11 protein-coding genes are annotated in these 18,109 nt (G+C 57.1%); 6 read left to right on the forward strand and 5 right to left on the reverse strand.

Going from position 1 to position 18,109, the window contains the following annotated elements:
• Window positions 1-89 precede the first annotated feature (89 nt).
• Entirely contained in the window at window positions 90-3,374 is a 3,285-nt protein-coding gene (locus BLR44_RS11390; RefSeq protein ID WP_089681888.1) for a TonB-dependent receptor, read from the reverse strand.
• Between the two features lie 339 nt (window positions 3,375-3,713).
• Between BLR44_RS11390 and BLR44_RS11395 the strand changes: the two genes are divergently transcribed.
• The 3 genes from BLR44_RS11395 (at window position 3,714) to BLR44_RS11405 (ending at window position 7,827) form a co-directional block, all read left to right on the forward strand.
• Complete coding sequence (locus BLR44_RS11395) at window positions 3,714-5,111, forward strand: NCS2 family permease (RefSeq protein WP_089681890.1); 1,398 nt, start codon at window positions 3,714-3,716, stop codon at window positions 5,109-5,111.
• A gap of 71 nt (window positions 5,112-5,182) precedes the next feature.
• Window positions 5,183-6,766 carry a hypothetical protein gene (locus tag BLR44_RS11400; protein ID WP_089681892.1) on the forward strand — a complete coding sequence of 528 codons (1,584 nt, stop codon included), beginning with the start codon at window positions 5,183-5,185 and terminating at the stop codon, window positions 6,764-6,766.
• The gene (locus BLR44_RS11405) at window positions 6,763-7,827 is read left to right on the forward strand and encodes a purine nucleoside permease (protein ID WP_089681894.1); all 1,065 of its coding nucleotides are present in this window, start codon (window positions 6,763-6,765) and stop codon (window positions 7,825-7,827) included. The genes BLR44_RS11400 and BLR44_RS11405 overlap by 4 nt, the downstream gene beginning before the upstream one ends.
• Window positions 7,828-7,938: 111 nt before the next feature.
• Here the strand turns inward: BLR44_RS11405 and BLR44_RS11410 are convergent, their stop codons facing one another.
• A complete protein-coding gene (locus tag BLR44_RS11410; protein WP_089681896.1) occupies window positions 7,939-8,697 on the reverse strand; it encodes a glycosyltransferase family 2 protein in 759 nt (252 codons plus the stop codon).
• A gap of 217 nt (window positions 8,698-8,914) precedes the next feature.
• Here BLR44_RS11410 and BLR44_RS11415 point away from each other — a divergent pair, with 217 nt between their 5' ends.
• Complete coding sequence (locus tag BLR44_RS11415) at window positions 8,915-11,416, forward strand: ABC transporter permease (RefSeq protein ID WP_089681898.1); 2,502 nt, start codon at window positions 8,915-8,917, stop codon at window positions 11,414-11,416.
• Window positions 11,417-11,436: 20 nt separating this feature from the next.
• On the opposite strand, the gene BLR44_RS11420 is transcribed toward BLR44_RS11415, so the two are convergent.
• Window positions 11,437-11,844: a hypothetical protein gene (locus BLR44_RS11420; protein ID WP_143017242.1), complete on the reverse strand. Its 408-nt coding sequence runs from the start codon at window positions 11,842-11,844 to the stop codon at window positions 11,437-11,439.
• Between the two features lie 220 nt (window positions 11,845-12,064).
• Between BLR44_RS11420 and BLR44_RS11425 the strand changes: the two genes are divergently transcribed.
• Together BLR44_RS11425 and BLR44_RS11430 are read left to right on the forward strand one after the other, a co-directional pair.
• A complete protein-coding gene (locus tag BLR44_RS11425) occupies window positions 12,065-13,096 on the forward strand; it encodes a LacI family DNA-binding transcriptional regulator (RefSeq protein ID WP_089681902.1) in 1,032 nt (343 codons plus the stop codon).
• A 70-nt stretch (window positions 13,097-13,166) separates the two neighbouring features.
• Entirely contained in the window at window positions 13,167-14,327 is a 1,161-nt protein-coding gene (locus tag BLR44_RS11430; RefSeq protein ID WP_245706036.1) for an endo-1,4-beta-xylanase, read from the forward strand.
• 42 nt (window positions 14,328-14,369) lie between these two features.
• Here BLR44_RS11430 and BLR44_RS11435 read toward each other — a convergent pair whose 3' ends face one another.
• On the reverse strand, window positions 14,370-16,388 hold the full coding sequence (locus tag BLR44_RS11435) for an ATP-binding protein (RefSeq protein ID WP_089681906.1): 2,019 nt from the start codon (window positions 16,386-16,388) through the stop codon (window positions 14,370-14,372).
• A 322-nt stretch (window positions 16,389-16,710) separates the two neighbouring features.
• The gene (locus BLR44_RS11440; RefSeq protein WP_089681908.1) at window positions 16,711-18,084 is read right to left on the reverse strand and encodes an alkaline phosphatase family protein; all 1,374 of its coding nucleotides are present in this window, start codon (window positions 18,082-18,084) and stop codon (window positions 16,711-16,713) included.
• Between the last annotated feature and the right edge of the window lie 25 nt (window positions 18,085-18,109).

Consider the following 18,109-nt stretch of genomic DNA (forward strand, 5'->3'; position numbering starts at 1 on the left):
TTATTATTCTTCTCTGCCTGTATTGCCCCAACAAAAAAGCCGCCCGGTTCTGCACCCGAGCGGCTTGTTCAAAAGGTTGTTATTTATCGTTAGAAGCTGTACCGCAGTCCTAATTGCGCGTTCCAGCGGGCGCTGTAGATGCCCGATTGCACAATGCTATAGGGCGTGCCCGGATCATTGAAGGTGAAGGTGGGCACGTTGGTACCTTCCTCAAAGCCGACAAAGTTGATCAGCGGGAAAGCCCCTCCACTCACGAAGTAGCGACGCCCCCAGTTTTTGTTCAACAGGTTTGTGACGTTGAACACGTCCAGGGTGATCTGCAGCGTGTGTTTAGTCCCGCCACTGGTTTCGACAAAAAAGTCCTGCGCCAGCTTCAGGTCCACCACCGTCTCAAACGGCGTGCGCGAGCGGTTGCGTTCGGCATATTGCCCGCGGCGGGTGCTGAGGTAGGCGTCGTTGTTGAGGTAGTTGTCCAGTTCCTGCCACTGTTGCGCCGCGGTTTTCACTACGTCGCCGGTCTCGTTGACTTGATCGACCAGCACAATTTCACTTTGGGCGGCAGGCACGTAGATCAGGTTGGTCGAGCTGTTGTTGTTCGACTCGTCGGTCAGGGCATTGTTGTCGTTATAGACGTACGAAAAGGGCTGGCCCGACTGCCCGTTCAGAAACAGAGAGACGGAGGTAGCGGCATGTTCCAGGTACGACTGGCGATACGACAGGAACGCCGTTACGCGCGAACCGGCATCGAAGTCGGAGCGGCCCAACGCAGGATGGTTCTTCCCCTCGACACTCAGCACATCGTCCCAGTTCTCGTAGTTGATGAAGCCCAGCCCGTCGAACAGAGAATAGGCGCGTGTGAACGAATAGGCCGCACCGCTGGTCAGGCCACTCGGGAACGTCTTCCGCAATTGCGCCGTGAAGTTCCAGGTATATCCTTCGCTGGTATTGTCCACCAGCGTGATGTTGGTATAGGTCGGATCGACCCGACCGGCGTTGGCATCGCTCCAGTTGTAGCGCGGGCGGTCGTCAGCGCCCTGCAAATTTGTCTCCGAAGGTTTCAGGTTGACGCTCTTGACGTTGATGTTGTTCAGCGTCTTGGTGTATAGCAACTCGACAGACCCCACCAATCCCCAGGGCAACTGCTGGTCGACGGCAGCGCTGGCCCGGAAAATCTGCGGGTACTTGAAGTTCTCCACGAACAGATCGACGTCGCCCGATGGACTGGTGCTGTTGAAGAGGTTGGTCCGCCACTGGTCCGGGTTGGCGTAGATCGGCGTGTTCACGCCAAAAAACACGCTGCTGTTCAGGCCGTTTCGGATGTACATACCGCCCGGCCACACCCACGGCACCCGGCTGGTGAAAATGCCGGCCCCGCCCCGCAACTGGGTAGATTTGTCACCGTTTACATCCCAGTTCAGGCCCACCCGGGGGCTCCACAACACCTGCGTGTTCGGCGTATTGCTGGCGCGCGCACCTTTCAGGTCGTAATACTGCTCAAGAAGCGGCACAGTCGTGGTGTTGAATGCCGTATTCTCCAGCGGTGGATTTTCCAGAAAAACCGGAATGTCGGCCCGCAAGCCGAGCGTCAGCTTCAAATTGCGGGATGCCTGGAATTCATCCTGCGCGTAGAACGCCATCTGCATGGCATTGAACGTAGGTCCCAAATTCAGTGCATTGTCGCCCAGCCGGATCTGTGATTGTCCGGGCGCTAATTGTTCATGCCCGAATAATACACGGTCAGGTAGCTCTCCGTTTAGAAAGCGGTTCACACCAGACACTTGTTCGGCATCACGTATGACATTATTGAATAGATACTGCGGCGTGGAGAAGATCGTGAACAGGTTCTGAATCTTGAAGAATTCGTTGTGCGTCCCGAACGTAAAGGTGTGTTTTCCTTTGTACAGGTTAAAGTTGTCGGTCAGCGTGTAGACATCCTGAAACACGATGTTGGAATACGAGAAATTGTCCGTACCGACCACCACTTGCGCCGGACCGTCCTGTAGAATGATGCTCGGGAACGGCTGCCCCAGAATGTCGCGGTCGTCGCGCACGGTCGTCACCCCAAAAATCAGGTTGTTGGAGAGTTGCGAGCCAAAGTTGCTTTTCAGTTCCGCCGCAAACGAGTTGGTCGTCGACGGGAAAATGTAGCCGCCGTTTTCGAACGACAGGTACGTGGTGCTGGGGCGCGGGTAGATTTTGGTGTTGCCCTTCACATAACTGTGCCGCATCGAAAGCTTATGGTTCTGGTTGATGTTCCAGTCCAGTTTGCCCAGAATCTTCAGCCCGTCGGTGGTCTGGGCGTTGTTCAGGTAGCCTCCCGGATCGTACGCGTACCGGTCGATCAGTGCCTGCCGGACGGCATCCAGGTCCGCCAGGGTGGCGCCGCCCAGGTAGTCGTCGATGATGAACGGACGCGGCTCTTCCCGGTTTTCGACTTCTACGTTCGCAAAGAAAAAGAGCTTGTTTTTGATGATGGGTCCGCCGAGGCGAGCGCCGTACGTCTGCACGGTATAGGGAGCCAGTTTGGTCCGCTCCACATTTTCGTTGTTGGTCGGGGTTTTACCGGTCAGGTCCTCGTTCCGGAAAAAGTAGTAGGCCGACCCTTCGAAATCGTTGGTACCGCTGCGCGTCACGGCGTTGATGCCCCCACCGGCAAAGCCTCCTAACGTCACGTCGTAGGGAGCCAATACCACCTGGATCTGCTCCAGCGCATCGGGGCTGATGGGCGAAATACCCGCCTGCCCGCCGTTGGTCCCCGAGTTGGCCAACCCGAACACGTCGTTGTTCACCGCGCCGTCGATGAAGATGGCGTTGAAGCGGTTGTTGATGCCCGAAAACGAAATCGCGCCGCTGTTCACCGCCGCCGCATTGCCCACCGACGCCTGGGGCGTCAGACGAGTGAAGTCGTTCAGACCCCGTTCTACCGTCGGCATGCTGGTGATGGTTTCTTCGTTGATTTTCGTTTCGGCCCCCGTCTGGTTACCATCAAAAATGCCCGAACCGCTGATCACGATCTCTTCGAGCGTCACCGACGATTCTCTCAGCTCCACGGGCAGGTCCAGTGTTTGTCCCAGAGACAGGCTCATGCCCTCGGTCACCGATTCGTCGAACCCCACGAACGACGTGGTGATGCGGTACGGACCGCCTACGTTCACGTTGTTCAAGGTAAAGCGTCCGTCGGCGTTGGTGACGGTGCCGTACTCGAACCCGGTCGGCAGATGGACGGCGATCACCGTCGCACCGGGCAACGGTTCGCCCTCGGTCATGACCACGCCGGTGATCCGGGCGGAGGTAGCCCCCTGGGCCCATGCATGGCTTGTAAACACCATACACAGCACAGCCCACAGGCCGAAAAAGGGTAGCGTTTTTCGCATAGAATAAGGGAGTTAGTGATTGCGACGCCGAGAGAACTGGTCAGAATCTTATGCAAGACTCATCGAAGGTGGGAGGGTACTGCCAGTCCGAGGTAGGTTGAAACCACTAAGTAAGCACGCCGGGCAGAGATTACAAAACATTAATTTTTTTTTCAGGAAATATTATCTTAATGAACTATTCGACATTTTTACGCGGCCTTAGCGCCACGCGGCCCAGCCGCGCGGCCGCCGTCACCCACCATCGTTTCGTGCCTTTTCTGCCACCGCCTTTTGTGTCGGTTTCGGCAAAAAAGCACGCCGTCTGGCCCGCCTGCGTCCGTTTTTACCTTTGTTGATTAGATGACTCGTCTGTTTCGTTTAGCGCACCATTCTACCTCCCTCCGGCAGGAAATCATTGCCGGGCTGACCACCTTCTCGACGATGGCGTACATCATCTTCGTGAATCCGGCCATTCTGTCCAAAGCGGGCATGGATTTCCAGAGCGCGATGCTGGCGACGTGCCTGGCGGCGGCAACCGGCTCACTACTGACTGGCCTGCTGTCGAACTACCCGTTTGCGCAGGCACCGGGCATGGGCCTCAACGCCTTTTTTGTCTACACACTGGTGTTTCAGGCGGGCTACACGTGGCAGGGAGGGCTGGCCGTCGTGTTTGTGTCGGGGGTGGTGTTCATTCTGCTGACGCTCTCGGGCTGGCGGGCAGCCATTGCCGAAGCCCTGCCTCCCGCCATTTTGCACGCCATTCCGGCGGGTATCGGGTTGTTCATCACGCTGATTGGCCTGAACAACGCGGGGATCATCGACGTGAACCAGGGGCCGATCATCGACCTGGTGCTTTCGGACGCGTGGCAGGAAAAAGGACAACTGGTCGACCTGGTGAATCAGGCCCCGCCGCAAATCCTGCAGTTCGGGAACTTGAACGACCCCAACGTGTTGCTGGCGGTACTCGGATTCGTGCTGATGGCCGTGCTGATGCTGCGCAACGTGACCGGGGCCATTCTGATCAGCATCGTCGCCATCAGTGTGCTGAGCCTCGTCACCGGCCTGACACCCCTACCCAACCGGGCGCTGAGCTTCCAGTTCGACCTCACACCTACGTTTCTGAAGTTGGACTTCACGCAACTGTTTGGGCAAGCCGACGGCTCTTTCTTCCGGAAGGTGCTGGACCTGCTGGCCATTCTGATTGCTTTTACCATGGTCGACCTGTTCGATACACTCGGCACGCTCTACGGCACGGCCGAAAAAGGCGGATTTCTGGACCAGGACGGCAAATTGCCACGCATCAACCGGGCACTGCTGGCCGACGCCATCGCCACCACGCTGGGCTCACTGCTGGGCACCTCCACCACGACGACCTACATCGAAAGCGGGACGGGCATCGTGGCGGGCGGGCGCACGGGCCTCACCGCCCTGGTCGTGGGCGGACTGTTTCTGCTCTGCATTTTTCTGTCGCCACTCGCCGGTCTGATTCCCACGGCGGCCACGTCGCCGGCCCTGATCATGGTCGGTGTGCTGATGCTGGGCTCGGTCCGCAAAATCAATTTCGACGACCTGTCGGAAGCGGTGCCGGCGTTTCTGGTCATCGTGCTGATGCCCTTTACGTACAGCATTGCCAACGGCATCGGGGCGGGCATCATCGTCTACGCGCTGCTGCGGCTGGCCAAAGGCGAAATCCGCCAACTGCACCCGGTCATGGCCATCATTGCCGTACTGTTCATCATCAAATTCATCATGACGTAGGCAAGTGTAGCGTTTAACGCTTAACACGTAAAACCCCTTTGAACCTTAAACTTTCAACTTCAAACCATTTCATGAACGTGCGTTTTCCCGGAAGTTGTCTGGTGCTGGTGCTTCTTTTTCAGGCGTGTGCGCCGCGGGTGACCACCGTAGCTCCGACGGATGCACCGCGTGAGGCAGCTCCGATGCCGTACGCAGACCGGGCCGCGTACCTGGAGGCGCGGCAAGCGTTGCTGCGGGAAGACAGCCTGATGCGGTTCGACGCGGACGTGGTGCTTTCGCCGCAAGAAGAAGCGGTGAACCGGAAGCTGGTAGCGCTGCGCGACTCGATGATCGAAGGCTACAAAGCCCTGGGCTTTTTTCCTCCGGCCCATCCGTTTTACAAGTCCAAGTCGCACATCGAGGCGACGCCCCTTTTCCAACTCTTCCGCCACCTGCCGAAAGGCGGGTTGCTACACCTGCACGGCTCGGCGGCGTTCGACTTTCACTGGCTGATCGAGCGCCTTGTGACGCAGCCGAACAGCTACGTTTTTTGGCAAGACGATACGGCCGAACACCTGCGGGGCGAGATGTATTACTTTCGGGAAGGCACCCAGCCCGACGGCTTTTACCCCGCCCATGAACTGGCACAACAAGATGCTTCTTTCCGGGAGGACCTGTACGAACTGCTGGTGCTGGACCCGGCAGAAATTATGCAGGATACGCTCGACATCTGGGACGAATTCGACCGGATTTTTCAACGCCTGGGGGGCTTTACGGCTTACCAGCCCAACTTCGTAGCCTACCACCGCGTTATGTTCGATTCGCTACTGGCCGACGGCATTCAACACGTGGAGCTGCGCGCTTTTCCGGAAGGGCTCTACGACCTGGACCACCCGCGCCAGTCGGGTTACTACACCGCCGACTCGTCCATTCTGTACCTGGCGCAACTGGAGCGAGAGGTGCAGCGGCAGCACCCGGAATTTTCGCTCATGCTGATCTACACCAATGTGCGCTTTCTGCCCGTTGACGTAACGTTTCAGATTCTGGAACAGGCGTACCGCGTTCGCCGGAAGTACCCTGATTTTGTGCGCGGCTTCGACCTGGTCGCCAACGAAGATGCCGGACACGAAACGTTGTTTTTCCTCGACAATTGGCTGAAGATGGACTCGCTGGCGCAGGTGTACGGCGTCGATATGCCGCTCTACCTGCACGATGGCGAAACCGACTGGGCCAGTCTGCTGAACCTTTACGATGCCGTATTGCTGAACAGTCGCCGCATCGGGCACGGCTTCAACCTCAACCATTTTCCGTCGCTGCAAGAGCGGATCAAACAACAGGACATCTGCGTGGAAGTTTCACCGCTCAGCAACCAGATGCTGGATTATGTGGGCGACTTGCGCGTGCATCCGGCCAGTTACCTGCTGCGGCGGGGCGTGCAGATCGCCCTCAGTTCCGACGATCCGGCCATTTTTGGCTACAGCGGCCTGAGCTACGATTTTTGGTCGGCGTTCCTGGCGTGGCAACTCGACCTGCGGGCTCTGAAAAAGCTGACCCAAAACTCGCTGTTGTACAGCAGCTTACCCGACGAACGCAAACAGGCCGCACTGGCCCGGTGGGAAGCCGCCTGGAACAATTTTATCCAAGAAGCCGAACTGTTTTTGAATCAAACTCCATGAAGCATTTTTCTCTCGTTCCCCTTGTCCTTCTTGTTATTTCTTGTGCAACGCCCGAGCCCGTTGCGGAAGCACCCGCTGCGCAGATTCCGGTGCGGGTGGTGGTTGTCACCATGTTTGAAAACGGGGAAGACAGCGGCGACCGGCCCGGCGAATTTCAGAACTGGGTGGAACGCCTGCCTCTCGACAGCGTCATCGAATTTCCGCAAGGCTACCGGCAGTTGCGTTACAACGCCGAAAAACAGGTGCTGGGGATGGTGACGGGCATGGGGACGGCACGGGCCGCCGCGTCGGTCATGGCGCTGGGCATGGACCCGCGTTTCGACCTGAGCCAGGCCTACTGGCTGGTGGCGGGCATTGCGGGGGTGGACCCGGAAGACGCCTCGGCAGGTTCGGCAGCCTGGGCCGAATGGCTGATCGACGGCGACCTGTCGCACGAAATCGACGCGCGTGAAATTCCCGACGACTGGGCAACGGGGTTCCTTCCTCTGCGCGCGGCCACGCCGTATCAGGAGCCGCTGCCCGACGATCCGGAGGGCGCGTTTTACCACCTGAATCCGGAGCTGGTCGACTGGGCCTATCAACTGACGAAAGACACGGAGTTGCAGGACAACGAAGCGGTTGCCAACCTGCGTAGCCTCTACAAGAGCCATCCCAACGCACAAAAGCCACCCTTCGTGCTGAAGGGCGATCAACTGGCGGCCAGCACCTACTGGCACGGCCAACTTCTGAACCAGTGGGCTAACGACTGGACTCGGTACTGGACCCAGGGCAAAGGCAACTTCGTAACGTCGGCGATGGAAGATACCGGCACGTTGCAGTCGCTTTCTTTTCTGGCGCAGGACGGCAGGGCCAACCTGGACCGGGTGTTGGTCTTGCGTACGGCCAGCAATTATACAATGCAGTACGACGGCATTACGGCGGCAGAAAGCCTCAGCGGGGAGAAGTTGCAGGGCAAAGGCTATACGGCCTTTCTCCCGGCGCTCGACGCGGCCTATCGGGTGGGTAGCCAAGTGGTGCTGGAATTAACGGACCACTGGGATCAGTACGGCCCCGGCAAGTAAGTGCGGGTTGAAGGCTTAGCGTGCAGAGAAGTAGCCCTGGTGTCTACACATTGGTAAGGCGAAAGCGCTTGCTCTCTTCCCGGGTTAAGCGTTAAGCCTTCAACTCCTTACTCATTTGCTTCCCAGAAGCCCGTATTTCAGGATGCAGTAGATGGCCCGTACGCCGTCTTTCCAGTTGATTTTCTTGCCTTCGGCGTAGGTACGACCGTAGTACGAGATGCCCACTTCGTAGATGCGAATGCGGGGAATGCGGGAAATTTTGGCCGTGACCTCCGGTTCGAACCCAAACCGTTTTTCCTGCAACGCGACGCCCTTGATCACTTCCGCCCGGAACACCTTGTAGCAGGTTTCCATGTCGGTCAGGTTCAGGTTGGTAAACATGTTGGACAGGAACGTGAGGAAGTGGTTGCCGATCGTGTGCCAGAAAAAGAGGATGCGGTGGGGCTTGCCGCCCATAAACCGCGAGCCGTACACCACGTCGGCGACGCCTTCCAGCATCGGGCGGAGCAGGATGTTGTACTCGCGGGGATCGTACTCCAGGTCGGCGTCCTGAATCAGCACCACGTCGCCGGTAGCACGCGCAATGCCCGTATGCAGCGCGGCCCCTTTTCCCTGATTTACTTCGTGGCGAAAGTACTGCAGATCCAACTCCGGATGAGCGTCCTGGTAGCGTCGCAGCGCCCCTTCGGTGTCGTCGGAAGAACAGTCGTTGACAACAATTACCTCCTTGCGCAAATCACCGTCCAGCACAACCGCCCGTACTTTGTCCAGAATCAGGTGGATGGTCCGGGCCTCGTTGTAGGCGGGAATGACGATCGAGAGCTTTCGGGGCGGATGTGGCGTTTCAGCCAGCGGGTCAGTTACATTCATAGAAGCCGGGCACTTCGGTCGGGTGGTTAACACGTTCCCCAACGAAGATCACTCAAAACGGCGACAAAGGTATAAAGTTGTGCGCAACCGGTGGTAACCCGCTACCATTCCTGCGTTTTGCTTCGTCCTTCCATCCGATTTTGCATCCACTCAGCCGATTTTCAGCGTGTCTTATCCTAAAAAACGGTAAATCAGGGCTTTTTAGCGCCAGCCTCCTATGTTCAAAAACTATTTCAAAGTCGCGTACCGCAGCCTCGTCCGGCAACGCGGCTATACCCTGATCAACGTCATTGGCCTCGCCGGGGGCATGACCTGCTGCCTGCTGATCTTACTGTTTGTCCGCCATGAGTTGAGTTACGACCGGTTTCAGCCCCGGGCAGAGCGCCTCTACCGCCTCAACTATTCCATCGAAATGCAGGGCAACGAAATCAACATCGCCCGCACGCCCCCCCCTATCGCCCCGGCCATGCAGGAGTACTTTCCGGAAGTAGAGGCTACGGCGCGTATTTTTGTGCGCGCCGCCGGACTTTCGACCACCGACGAGAATCCCAAGCGCTACGAAGAGACCCACTTTGCCTTTGCCGACTCGTCGATCACCCGCCTGTTTCACTTCGATTTTGTAGCGGGCAATCCGGAACGCGCTCTGTACGAGCCATTTACCCTCCTGATCTCCGACGAAATGGCGGAAAAGTATTTCGGGACGACCGATGCCGTTGGGAAAACGCTGCTGCTCGACGGGCAACACCTGTTCCGCGTCACGGGTGTGATTCGCAGTTATCCGGATAATTCGCACATCCACTTTCCGCTGCTGGCCAACTACGAGTCGATGCTGGCTACCCTGCCCGAGGGCGGACGCGACAACCTGGCGCAAAATTGGATCATCTCCCACTCGTTTACATACGTGCTGTTGCATCCACAGCAATCGTACCGGGCCGTCAACGCAAAAATGCGGGGCTTTCTGGACCAACGCAGCACCGCTCCCCTCAAAGACCAGCAGACGTTTACGCTGCAACCCCTGCTTGATCTTCACCTCCATGCGCCTGCGTTTCAGGCCGTTTCGGAACCGACCGGCGACATCACCTACGTCTACGTCTTTATTGCCATTGCATTGGTCACGCTGCTGATCGCCTGCATCAACTTCATCAACCTGACTACCGCCCGCTCGTTGCAACGCGCCCGCGAAGTTGGGATGCGCAAAGTGCTGGGTGCCGAGCGTACGCAACTGATTGGCCAGTTTTTGGGCGAGTCGCTGCTGCTCAGTTTTCTGTCGTTTTTACTTTCGCTTCTGCTGGTCCACCTGCTGCTGCCCGAACTCAACGCGCTTACCGATAAGTCACTGACGTTCAGCTACCTGTTGGAGCCTGGTCTTCTCCTCAGTTTTGTAGGCGTCTTCCTGTTGACCGGGTTGCTGGCGGGCGCTTATCCGGCTTTTGTGATCTCGAACTATCGCCCGGTCGAATCGCTGAAGGGCAATCTGGGCCGGGGCCTGCCGCGGAGCGTCGCTCCCGAGGCCACGGGGAACGATTTCGGCCAATGGCTGGCGCGGCAGGGGCGTGGCTTTTCGCTGCGGAAGGTGCTGGTGGTGGCGCAGTTTACGGCCTCCATTGCGCTGATCGGGTGTGCGTTGGTGGCGTTCCGTCAACTGGAATACCTCCGCAGCCGCCCGCTGGGATTTCAGCAGGAACACGTGTTGCAACTGCCGCTGTTCGCCAACAGCATCAACAACGTGTTCGGAGGCTTTTCGGCAGAGTTGCGCGAACGGCTGAATTCGTTCGAGGAGAAGATCGCTCACAACCCGAACGTGGTGGCGAGCACACTCTCGTCGGACCCGCTGGGAAGCGGAGCCGTGCGCCGGGGGGCTGTTCCCGAGGGATTTACCGCCGAAGACAACCTCTTTTTTCCCGGTCTTTCGGTCGATTACGATTTTCTGGAGGCGTTCGATTTAGAATTGGTGGCCGGGCGGCGCTTTTCCAAAGAAGCGGGCACCGATCATCTAGAAGCGTTCATCGTCAATGAAAAAGCGGTAGAAGAGTTTCAGTGGGGCACCCCGGAAGAGGCTATCGGCAAGACGCTGAACCGGGAAGGAAAAGAAGGCAAAGTGATTGGTGTGGTGAAAGATTTTCATTACGATCCGCTGAGTCAGCCCATTGGGCCTTTTATTTTCGACGTAACGCCCTCCATTTTCACGACCCTCTCCATCCGCATCAAACCCGACGACGTGCCCGCCACCCTTCAGTTTCTGGAAAGCGAGTGGAATGACTTCTTCCCGCAGAAAACATTCGTCTACGAATTTCTGGATGACTCCATTGCGCGGCTCTACGATACCCAGCAACGCCTGGGACGCATCATCGGCACCTTCGCGTTTCTGGCCATCTTCATTTCGGCGATGGGGCTGCTGGGCATGGCGTCGTACCTGACGCTGCTACGCAGGAAAGAGATCGGCGTACGCAAAGTGCTGGGGGCGTCGGTTTCGGGCATTGTGCTGATGCTGGCCCGCGATTTTACGGGTCCGATCCTGGTGGCACTGGTACTGGCGCTTCCGCTTTCGTGGTGGGCGACCGACCGCTGGTTACAGGACTTCGCCTACCACATCGACCAGACCTGGCTCTTTCTGGTGGTCAGCGGCGTAGTGGCCCTTCTGGTCGCCTGGCTTACCGTGAGTCTGCAATCCATCCGGGCGGCCACGGCCAATCCGGTCGATAGTCTGCGCAACGAATAAAAGGAGATTGGGGAGGTTGGTCAGTAGCGACTTTGCTTTCGCAACAGTGCGTACGCCAGCCAGATCATCACGATTCGCGGCAGGTTTTTCCCCAGAATCTCGGCGGAAGAAGTCTGTTGCACAAACCCCACGATCAGCATCAAGCCCCCGAACAACGTAAACAGAAGCGTCAGCGCCAACCCGGCGAATTTCTTATGGTTGGGAGCCGCTTCCATGCCGGCCAGGAGGAATGCATACGCGCCCACACCCGACTGGATGAACGCGCGGGAGTAGGCCGAGGCGTCGGTAAAGAGCAGATACGCACCCCACACCGCCACTTCTGCCGCGACCGCCGCTACGACGGCTGCCGGCAGAACGGCCATCCAGCGGGCTTTGTATTCCAGACGATGCCGTCGTTCCTGATTGGTCGGTGGGGGGTGGGTATCCATGTCGCTCAACAAGATAAAGAAATACGCTATACGCCGCCACTCCGTAGCACACTTACACTCAGCACGTTACCGCGTGGGGGGCGCGGCTGTCTCCGGAATCAGGAACACGCGCACACCAGAAAAATGAGCATATTACACGCCATTGGCTCACTGCAGAGGCGGAGCGTTCGGTTGGCACGTCCCCCCTAATGCCCATTGCCTTGTAACTTACGCGCTACTCATGGGGAAGAAAGAAACTACCATTTACGACATCGCCCGGCAACTCAACCTCTCTCCTGCCACGGTCAGCCGAGCCTTGCACGATCATCCGGCCATCAATCGCAACACCAAGGTTTTGATCACGCAGAAAGCCAAGGAGATGGGCTACCGGACCAACACGTTTGCCCGTAACCTGCGCCGCCAGCGCACCAACACCCTGGGTGTTATTGTTCCCCGGCTGAACAGTTACTTTATGTCGACCGTGCTGGCCGGTATGGAGAAAGTAGCCAACGAGGCAGCCTATAACCTCATCATCACGCAGTCGCTGGAATCAGCACAAAAAGAAATCGCCAACGCCAAAACGCTCTTTAACAGCCGCGTAGACGGGTTGCTGGTGTCGCTGGCTTACGATACGGAAGAGACCGAACATTTTGAGACGTATGTAAAAAAAGGCATTCCGCTGCTGTTTTTCGACCGCGTGCTGGCACACAAGCAATGCACGAGCATCGTCATCAACAACGAAGAGGCAGCATTTGAGGCGGTGACCCACCTGATAGCGCAAGGGTGTCGGCGGGTTGCGCACCTGACCGGCGATTTGCGGCGGAACGTCTACGCAGAGCGGCTGGCCGGCTACCGACGCGCCCTGACTGCACACGGCCTGCCTTACGACGAAACGCTGGTACGCACCACAGACCTTAGCCCGGAAGCCGGCACCGAAGCTGCCGCATGGCTGCAACACCTGGCGCCGATGCCTGACGGCGTGTTTGTCGCCAACGATTCGTGTGCGGTGAGTTGTATCATCGCGCTTAAACAAGCTGGCGTGCAAATTCCGGAACAGATCGCCTTTGCCGGTTTCAACAACGATCCCGTCTCGCGCGTTGTGGAGCCCAACCTGACGACGGTGCACTACCCTGGTCAGCAAATGGGCGAAATCGCCGTCAAAACGCTGATCAACCACCTGAACGGCAAAGAAAGTCTGGATGCCACCAACACCATCATTCTCCGTTCGGAGCTCATCGCTCGCGCCTCTTCCTGCCGCGGAAAATCCTTGTGAAGCGCATCGTGCGGTAGCCCAATCGCCTCTTTGCAACCGATTGCATCAGCCGTGAGGTTTCTGTACTTTCGTGCCTCATCACCTCACGCTCTCCATGTCGACCTACTTCCCGAATCGGTTTTACCGTACGTTACTTTCTGGCTCGCTGGTAATAGCCGCCGGGCTTGCCCTGCAAAGCTGCGGCTCTCCATCCACGTCTACTTCTGCGGAAGCGGACTCTACCGCCGCAGTCCAGGGCCTTAAAGACTATTACAAAGATTACTTCCCCATCGGAGTGGCTGTAGCGCCCCGCTCATTGCAGGGCGATCAGGCAGAGCTGATTCTGCAGCAATTCAACAGCCTCACGCCCGAAAACGCCATGAAAATGGGGCCGATCCACCCGGAACCCGACCGGTATTTCTGGGACGATGCCGACGCCATTGTGCAGTTTGCACAGGAACATGGGTTGAAAGTGCGCGGGCACAACCTGTGCTGGCACGAGCAGACGCCGCCCTGGTTATTTACCGATGCGCAGGGCGATACGGTCACAAAAGAAGTGCTGCTGCAACGCCTGAAAGACCACATCGACGCCGTGGTGACGCGCTACAAAGGAAAAATTTACGCCTGGGATGTGGTGAATGAAGCCATTGCCGACGACAGCACGCAACTGCTGCGCAACTCGGCGTGGTACCAGATCTGCGGAGAAGAGTTCATCACCAAAGCCTTCGAGTGGGCGCACGAAGCGGACCCCGATGCACAGCTTTACTACAACGATTACAACACCGAACGCCCCGAAAAGCGGGAGCGAATTTACCAGTTGCTTAAAAAACTGGTGGATGCCGGCGTGCCGATTCACGGCGTGGGGCTACAGGGGCACTGGTCGATCTACGAACCGACCGCCGCGGAGCTGCGCACCGCTATCGAGCGTTTCTCGTCGCTGGGCTTGGATGTGCAGGTGACGGAGCTTGATGTGTCGGTTTATCCCTGGGAAAAGTTCCGGCGTCCGCTGCGCGAGGGTGAATCCGATGCCTTCACGGCCGAACGGGAGCAACAGCAATTGGAACAGTACAAACAGGTGTTCGCGATTTTTCGGGAGCACAAAGATGTCTTGACCAGCGTCACGTTCTGGAATATCTCCGACCGCTACAGTTGGCTCGACCATTATCCGGTCGAAGGGCGAAAAAATTATCCGTTGCTGTTCGACGAAAACCTGAAACCGAAAAAAGCCTATTGGGAAGTGGTCAAGTTCTGACGTCTTCCCAACAGGCTTTCTGGTGCAGCAAGGCCCCGGTCGCTACGCAGTTTTAGTCTCCGACGGTGCCAGATTGGGCAACGTGATGACGAACTCAGTGCCCACATTGGGCTGTGATTTGATCTGCACCGTTCCACCCAACTTTTCGACCGTTTCTTTAACGATGTACAGACCCAGCCCTGAGCCGGGCTTGTGATCGGTAGCCCGGTAAAACATCCGGAAGACTTTATCGAGGTGCTCGGGGTGGATGCCGATGCCGTTGTCGCGAACGCACAGTACGGCTTTTTCGGCCTCCACGCGGGCAGACAATTGTAGATACGAGTGCTCCTGCCGTGGATTCATGTAGCGCAATGCATTCGCTACCAAATTGTTGAGCACCACATTCAGCCGCTGCGGGTCGGTCCGGAAAATCACGCCCGCTTCGGCTTCTACGCGGACTTCGGAACATACCAGCTTAAACTCGGGGGTGTGGTTGAGTGTCAGCAGCGTTTCTTCGTACATCTCCTGAAAATCCACTTCTTTCGGTTGCAGCGACAGGCGCGTGTTGCGCGAATAGTCGAGAATATCGCGGATAAAATGGTCCTGTTTCTGTAGACTCTGTTCGGCTAGCTGGGTATAGTGCTGAATGACATCCAGGTCCGTTTCGTTTTTGATGAGGTGAATCAGACCCAGAATGGACGAAATCGGGGCACGCAGATCGTGAGAAACGCGATAGACAAAATTGTCAAGTTCCTGGTTAGCCTTCGTCAGTTCGGTATTGCGTTCCTGCAAGGCTTCTTCGGCCATTTTATGCTCGGTAATGTCGCTCAGCGTTCCGATCAGGCGCAGCGGCTCTCCGTTACTTTTCCAGGCCACCACTTTCCCTCGTGTCAGCATCCAGCGGATGGTGCCATCTTTCGCCCGCACCTGCAGGATTTTCATCAATCCCCTCTCCTGCTTAGGATTCCACGACGAGGTGAACCGCTCCACCTCGACAGGCGTGCTCGGCAGAATGCGCGCCAGCCAATCGGTTAGCGCATCGCCTAACTCGTGCTCTTCGAAGCCGAGCATGCGTTTGCATTGCCGGGACGTAAAGACCGTTTCGGAGCCTACCGTCCAGTCCCACACCCCGTCTCCCGCACCTTCGAGGGCAAATTGCCACCGTTCTTCGCTCTCTTGCAGGGCCATCAGCGTAGCTACCTGATCGGAAACGTCTTGTTTGATGCCCACCATCCGAACGGCCCGCCCAGCCTCGTTGCGAATTACTTCACAGATGTTGCGGACATAAAATACCTTACCCGTCTGTTGATGTACGCATCGGAATTCGCAATCGAACTTATTTTCTACGCCCAGTTTGGTCCGAAAGCACAGTTGTTGTGCGCCTACATCCTCCTGGTGAATCAGCTTCCAGAAATCGTCCAACGGATAAGAGGTCGCCGGTGGCAGCCCGAAAAGCTTTTGGAACGGTTCCGATGCAAACCAGCGATGGTTGACCAGATCGATCTCGTACACGCCCAGATTCCCAATGAGCTGGGCCTGATCGAGCGTGCGGTGGAGGCGCTGGTTTTTGCTACGCAACTCCAGGAGGTTCATCACCTGCTTGGCCATCACTTCCAGCGCAAACTGATGTTCTGCGCACAACTCGCGCACGTGATGGTCGAGTACACACAGACTGCCAATCAGATGCCCCCCCGGAGTAATCAGGGGAACGCCGGCGTAAAACCGGAAGGGAGACTCGCAGGCAATATCGCGGTAAGGTTGGCAGGCCTGGATATCCGGCACGGCAACCACGCCTCGGGTCTCCTGAGAGCCAATCATGTAGGCGTTCAAGGCGTTGGCGCAAATGGCTTCGTCGGACTGTAACCCGACTTTGGCTTTGATCCAGTTGCGGTTGCGGTCAAAGAAGGCGAGCATCGCTACTGGAGTTCGAAATGTCTGAGCCAGTAACGTTACAATTTGATCAAAGTCGGTTTCTTCGGGCGTGTCGAGAATCTGGAAACTGCGTAAGGCTTGTACTCGCTTCTCTTCGTCGGTTGATGATCTTACGGGAGGAATCCACTCTAGTACTGACGTAGCACTCATACTTGGGTAATGCTTGATTACTGTTTAGGCCGAGTAGCAAGCATTGCCACTCTCCTTATTTCTAAAAGCAATCAAAGATAAAATATAAAATTATTGTTATTAATTTTGATATTACGACGAAGTGACGCATGTAAGGAAGTCTATCCGCAAAGTGATAAATCTGGTAAGTCGCTGACCCTCAAAAAGCTGATTTTGCTTCACGAAGAGTCTTTCGCCACTCTGCCCTCCCCTTACGCCCTTTCGCCTCGGTATTTTTACTACGTTTCCTTACCCTTACCTACAGAAACGAAGCGGGTATCCTTCCAAAAAAGTGCGCGCTGCCCTACTCAAATAGGTGGGCCAGCATCAGGTCATGGACTGACGTGGGCTCTACGTGATCCTGGGTCAGCAAGTCCTTGCGAGGGCTGATCAACAAGGGGCGGTGCTCACGAGCTTCCTCCAGCCGCCCGTGCGAGCCGTGAATCAGCGTAGCGTCCAGCGGGGTTACGTCCATCAGCACCCGGAAACCCAACTTGCGACGCAGGAGCTTGCTGCCGACGGTCAACATCAAATTGCGAATGGCCGGATCGGGCACCATTTCGACGGGGTCGTAGCCCGGCTTCCGGTGAATATCGACCGTGCGGGCGTAGTCGGGAGCCTTGGCGTCGTCGAGCCAATAATAATAGGTGAACCACGAATCTTTGTCGGCTACGGCAACCAACTCGCCGGCCCGCGCATGGTCCAGGTGATACTTTTTCTTCCCGGCTTCGTCAAGGACCAGTTCGATGCCTTCAGTCTTCTCCAAAAGTGCCCGAACGGCCGGCAGGTCGGCAGGATTGTTTACGTAGACGTGCGCCAGTTGATGGTCGGCCATGGCAAACGCACGGCTGGCCCCGGCATCCAACTGCTCCAGGCCTTGCTCCACCTTGACGGTGATGTACTTGTGCTCCCGCAACAGCCGGTTGATGTGAATGGGGCGAGACACGGTGGTGATGCCATACTCTGACAGCACGATGCACTGCGCACCACGCGCCTCATAGAACTGAATGAGATCGGCACAAACCCTATCGATTTCTTTCAGATCGGGCGTAATGCGCGTCCAATCCAACCCATGACGCTGCATGTTGTAGTCGAGGTGCGGCAGGTAAATCAGCGTGAGCGTCGGGGCATGCCACTCTTCCACCCGCTTGGCCGACTCGGCGATCCACTCGCTGCACTCGATGCTGGTATTAGGCCCCCAGAATTTAAACAGTGGAAATTGACCGAGTTCCTGTTGCAGGCGGTCGCGCAACTCCATCGGCTGCGTATAGCAATCGGGCAGTTTGCGACCATCGGCCGGGTACATGGGCCGTGGCGTCACCGAATAGTCGACGGTAGAGTACATGTTATACCACCAGAACAGATTGGCACAGGTAAACTCGGGGTTCCGCTCGCGGGCATGGTCCCATACTTTGGGCGCTTCCACCAACTTGTTCGACTGACGCCAGAGTTTTATTTCGCACTCGTCCCGAAAGTACCACCCGTTCGCCACGATGCCGTGTTCGCTGGGCCATTTGCCCGTCAGGTACGTAGCCTGCGTGGAGCAGGTCACCGCCGGCAGCACCGGCCCGACCGAGACTTCTTTTCCCTGCTCCCGCCACTGTTTCAGAAAGGGCGTGTGTTCGCCGATGAGGCCGGGCGTCAACCCCACAACGTTCAGTACAACGGTTTTTTTCATGGACGTTCGTTCAAATGGCCTGACG

The sequence above is a fragment of the Catalinimonas alkaloidigena genome (genome assembly GCF_900100765.1).
Classification (GTDB): Bacteria; Bacteroidota; Bacteroidia; order Cytophagales; family Flexibacteraceae; genus Mooreia; species Mooreia alkaloidigena.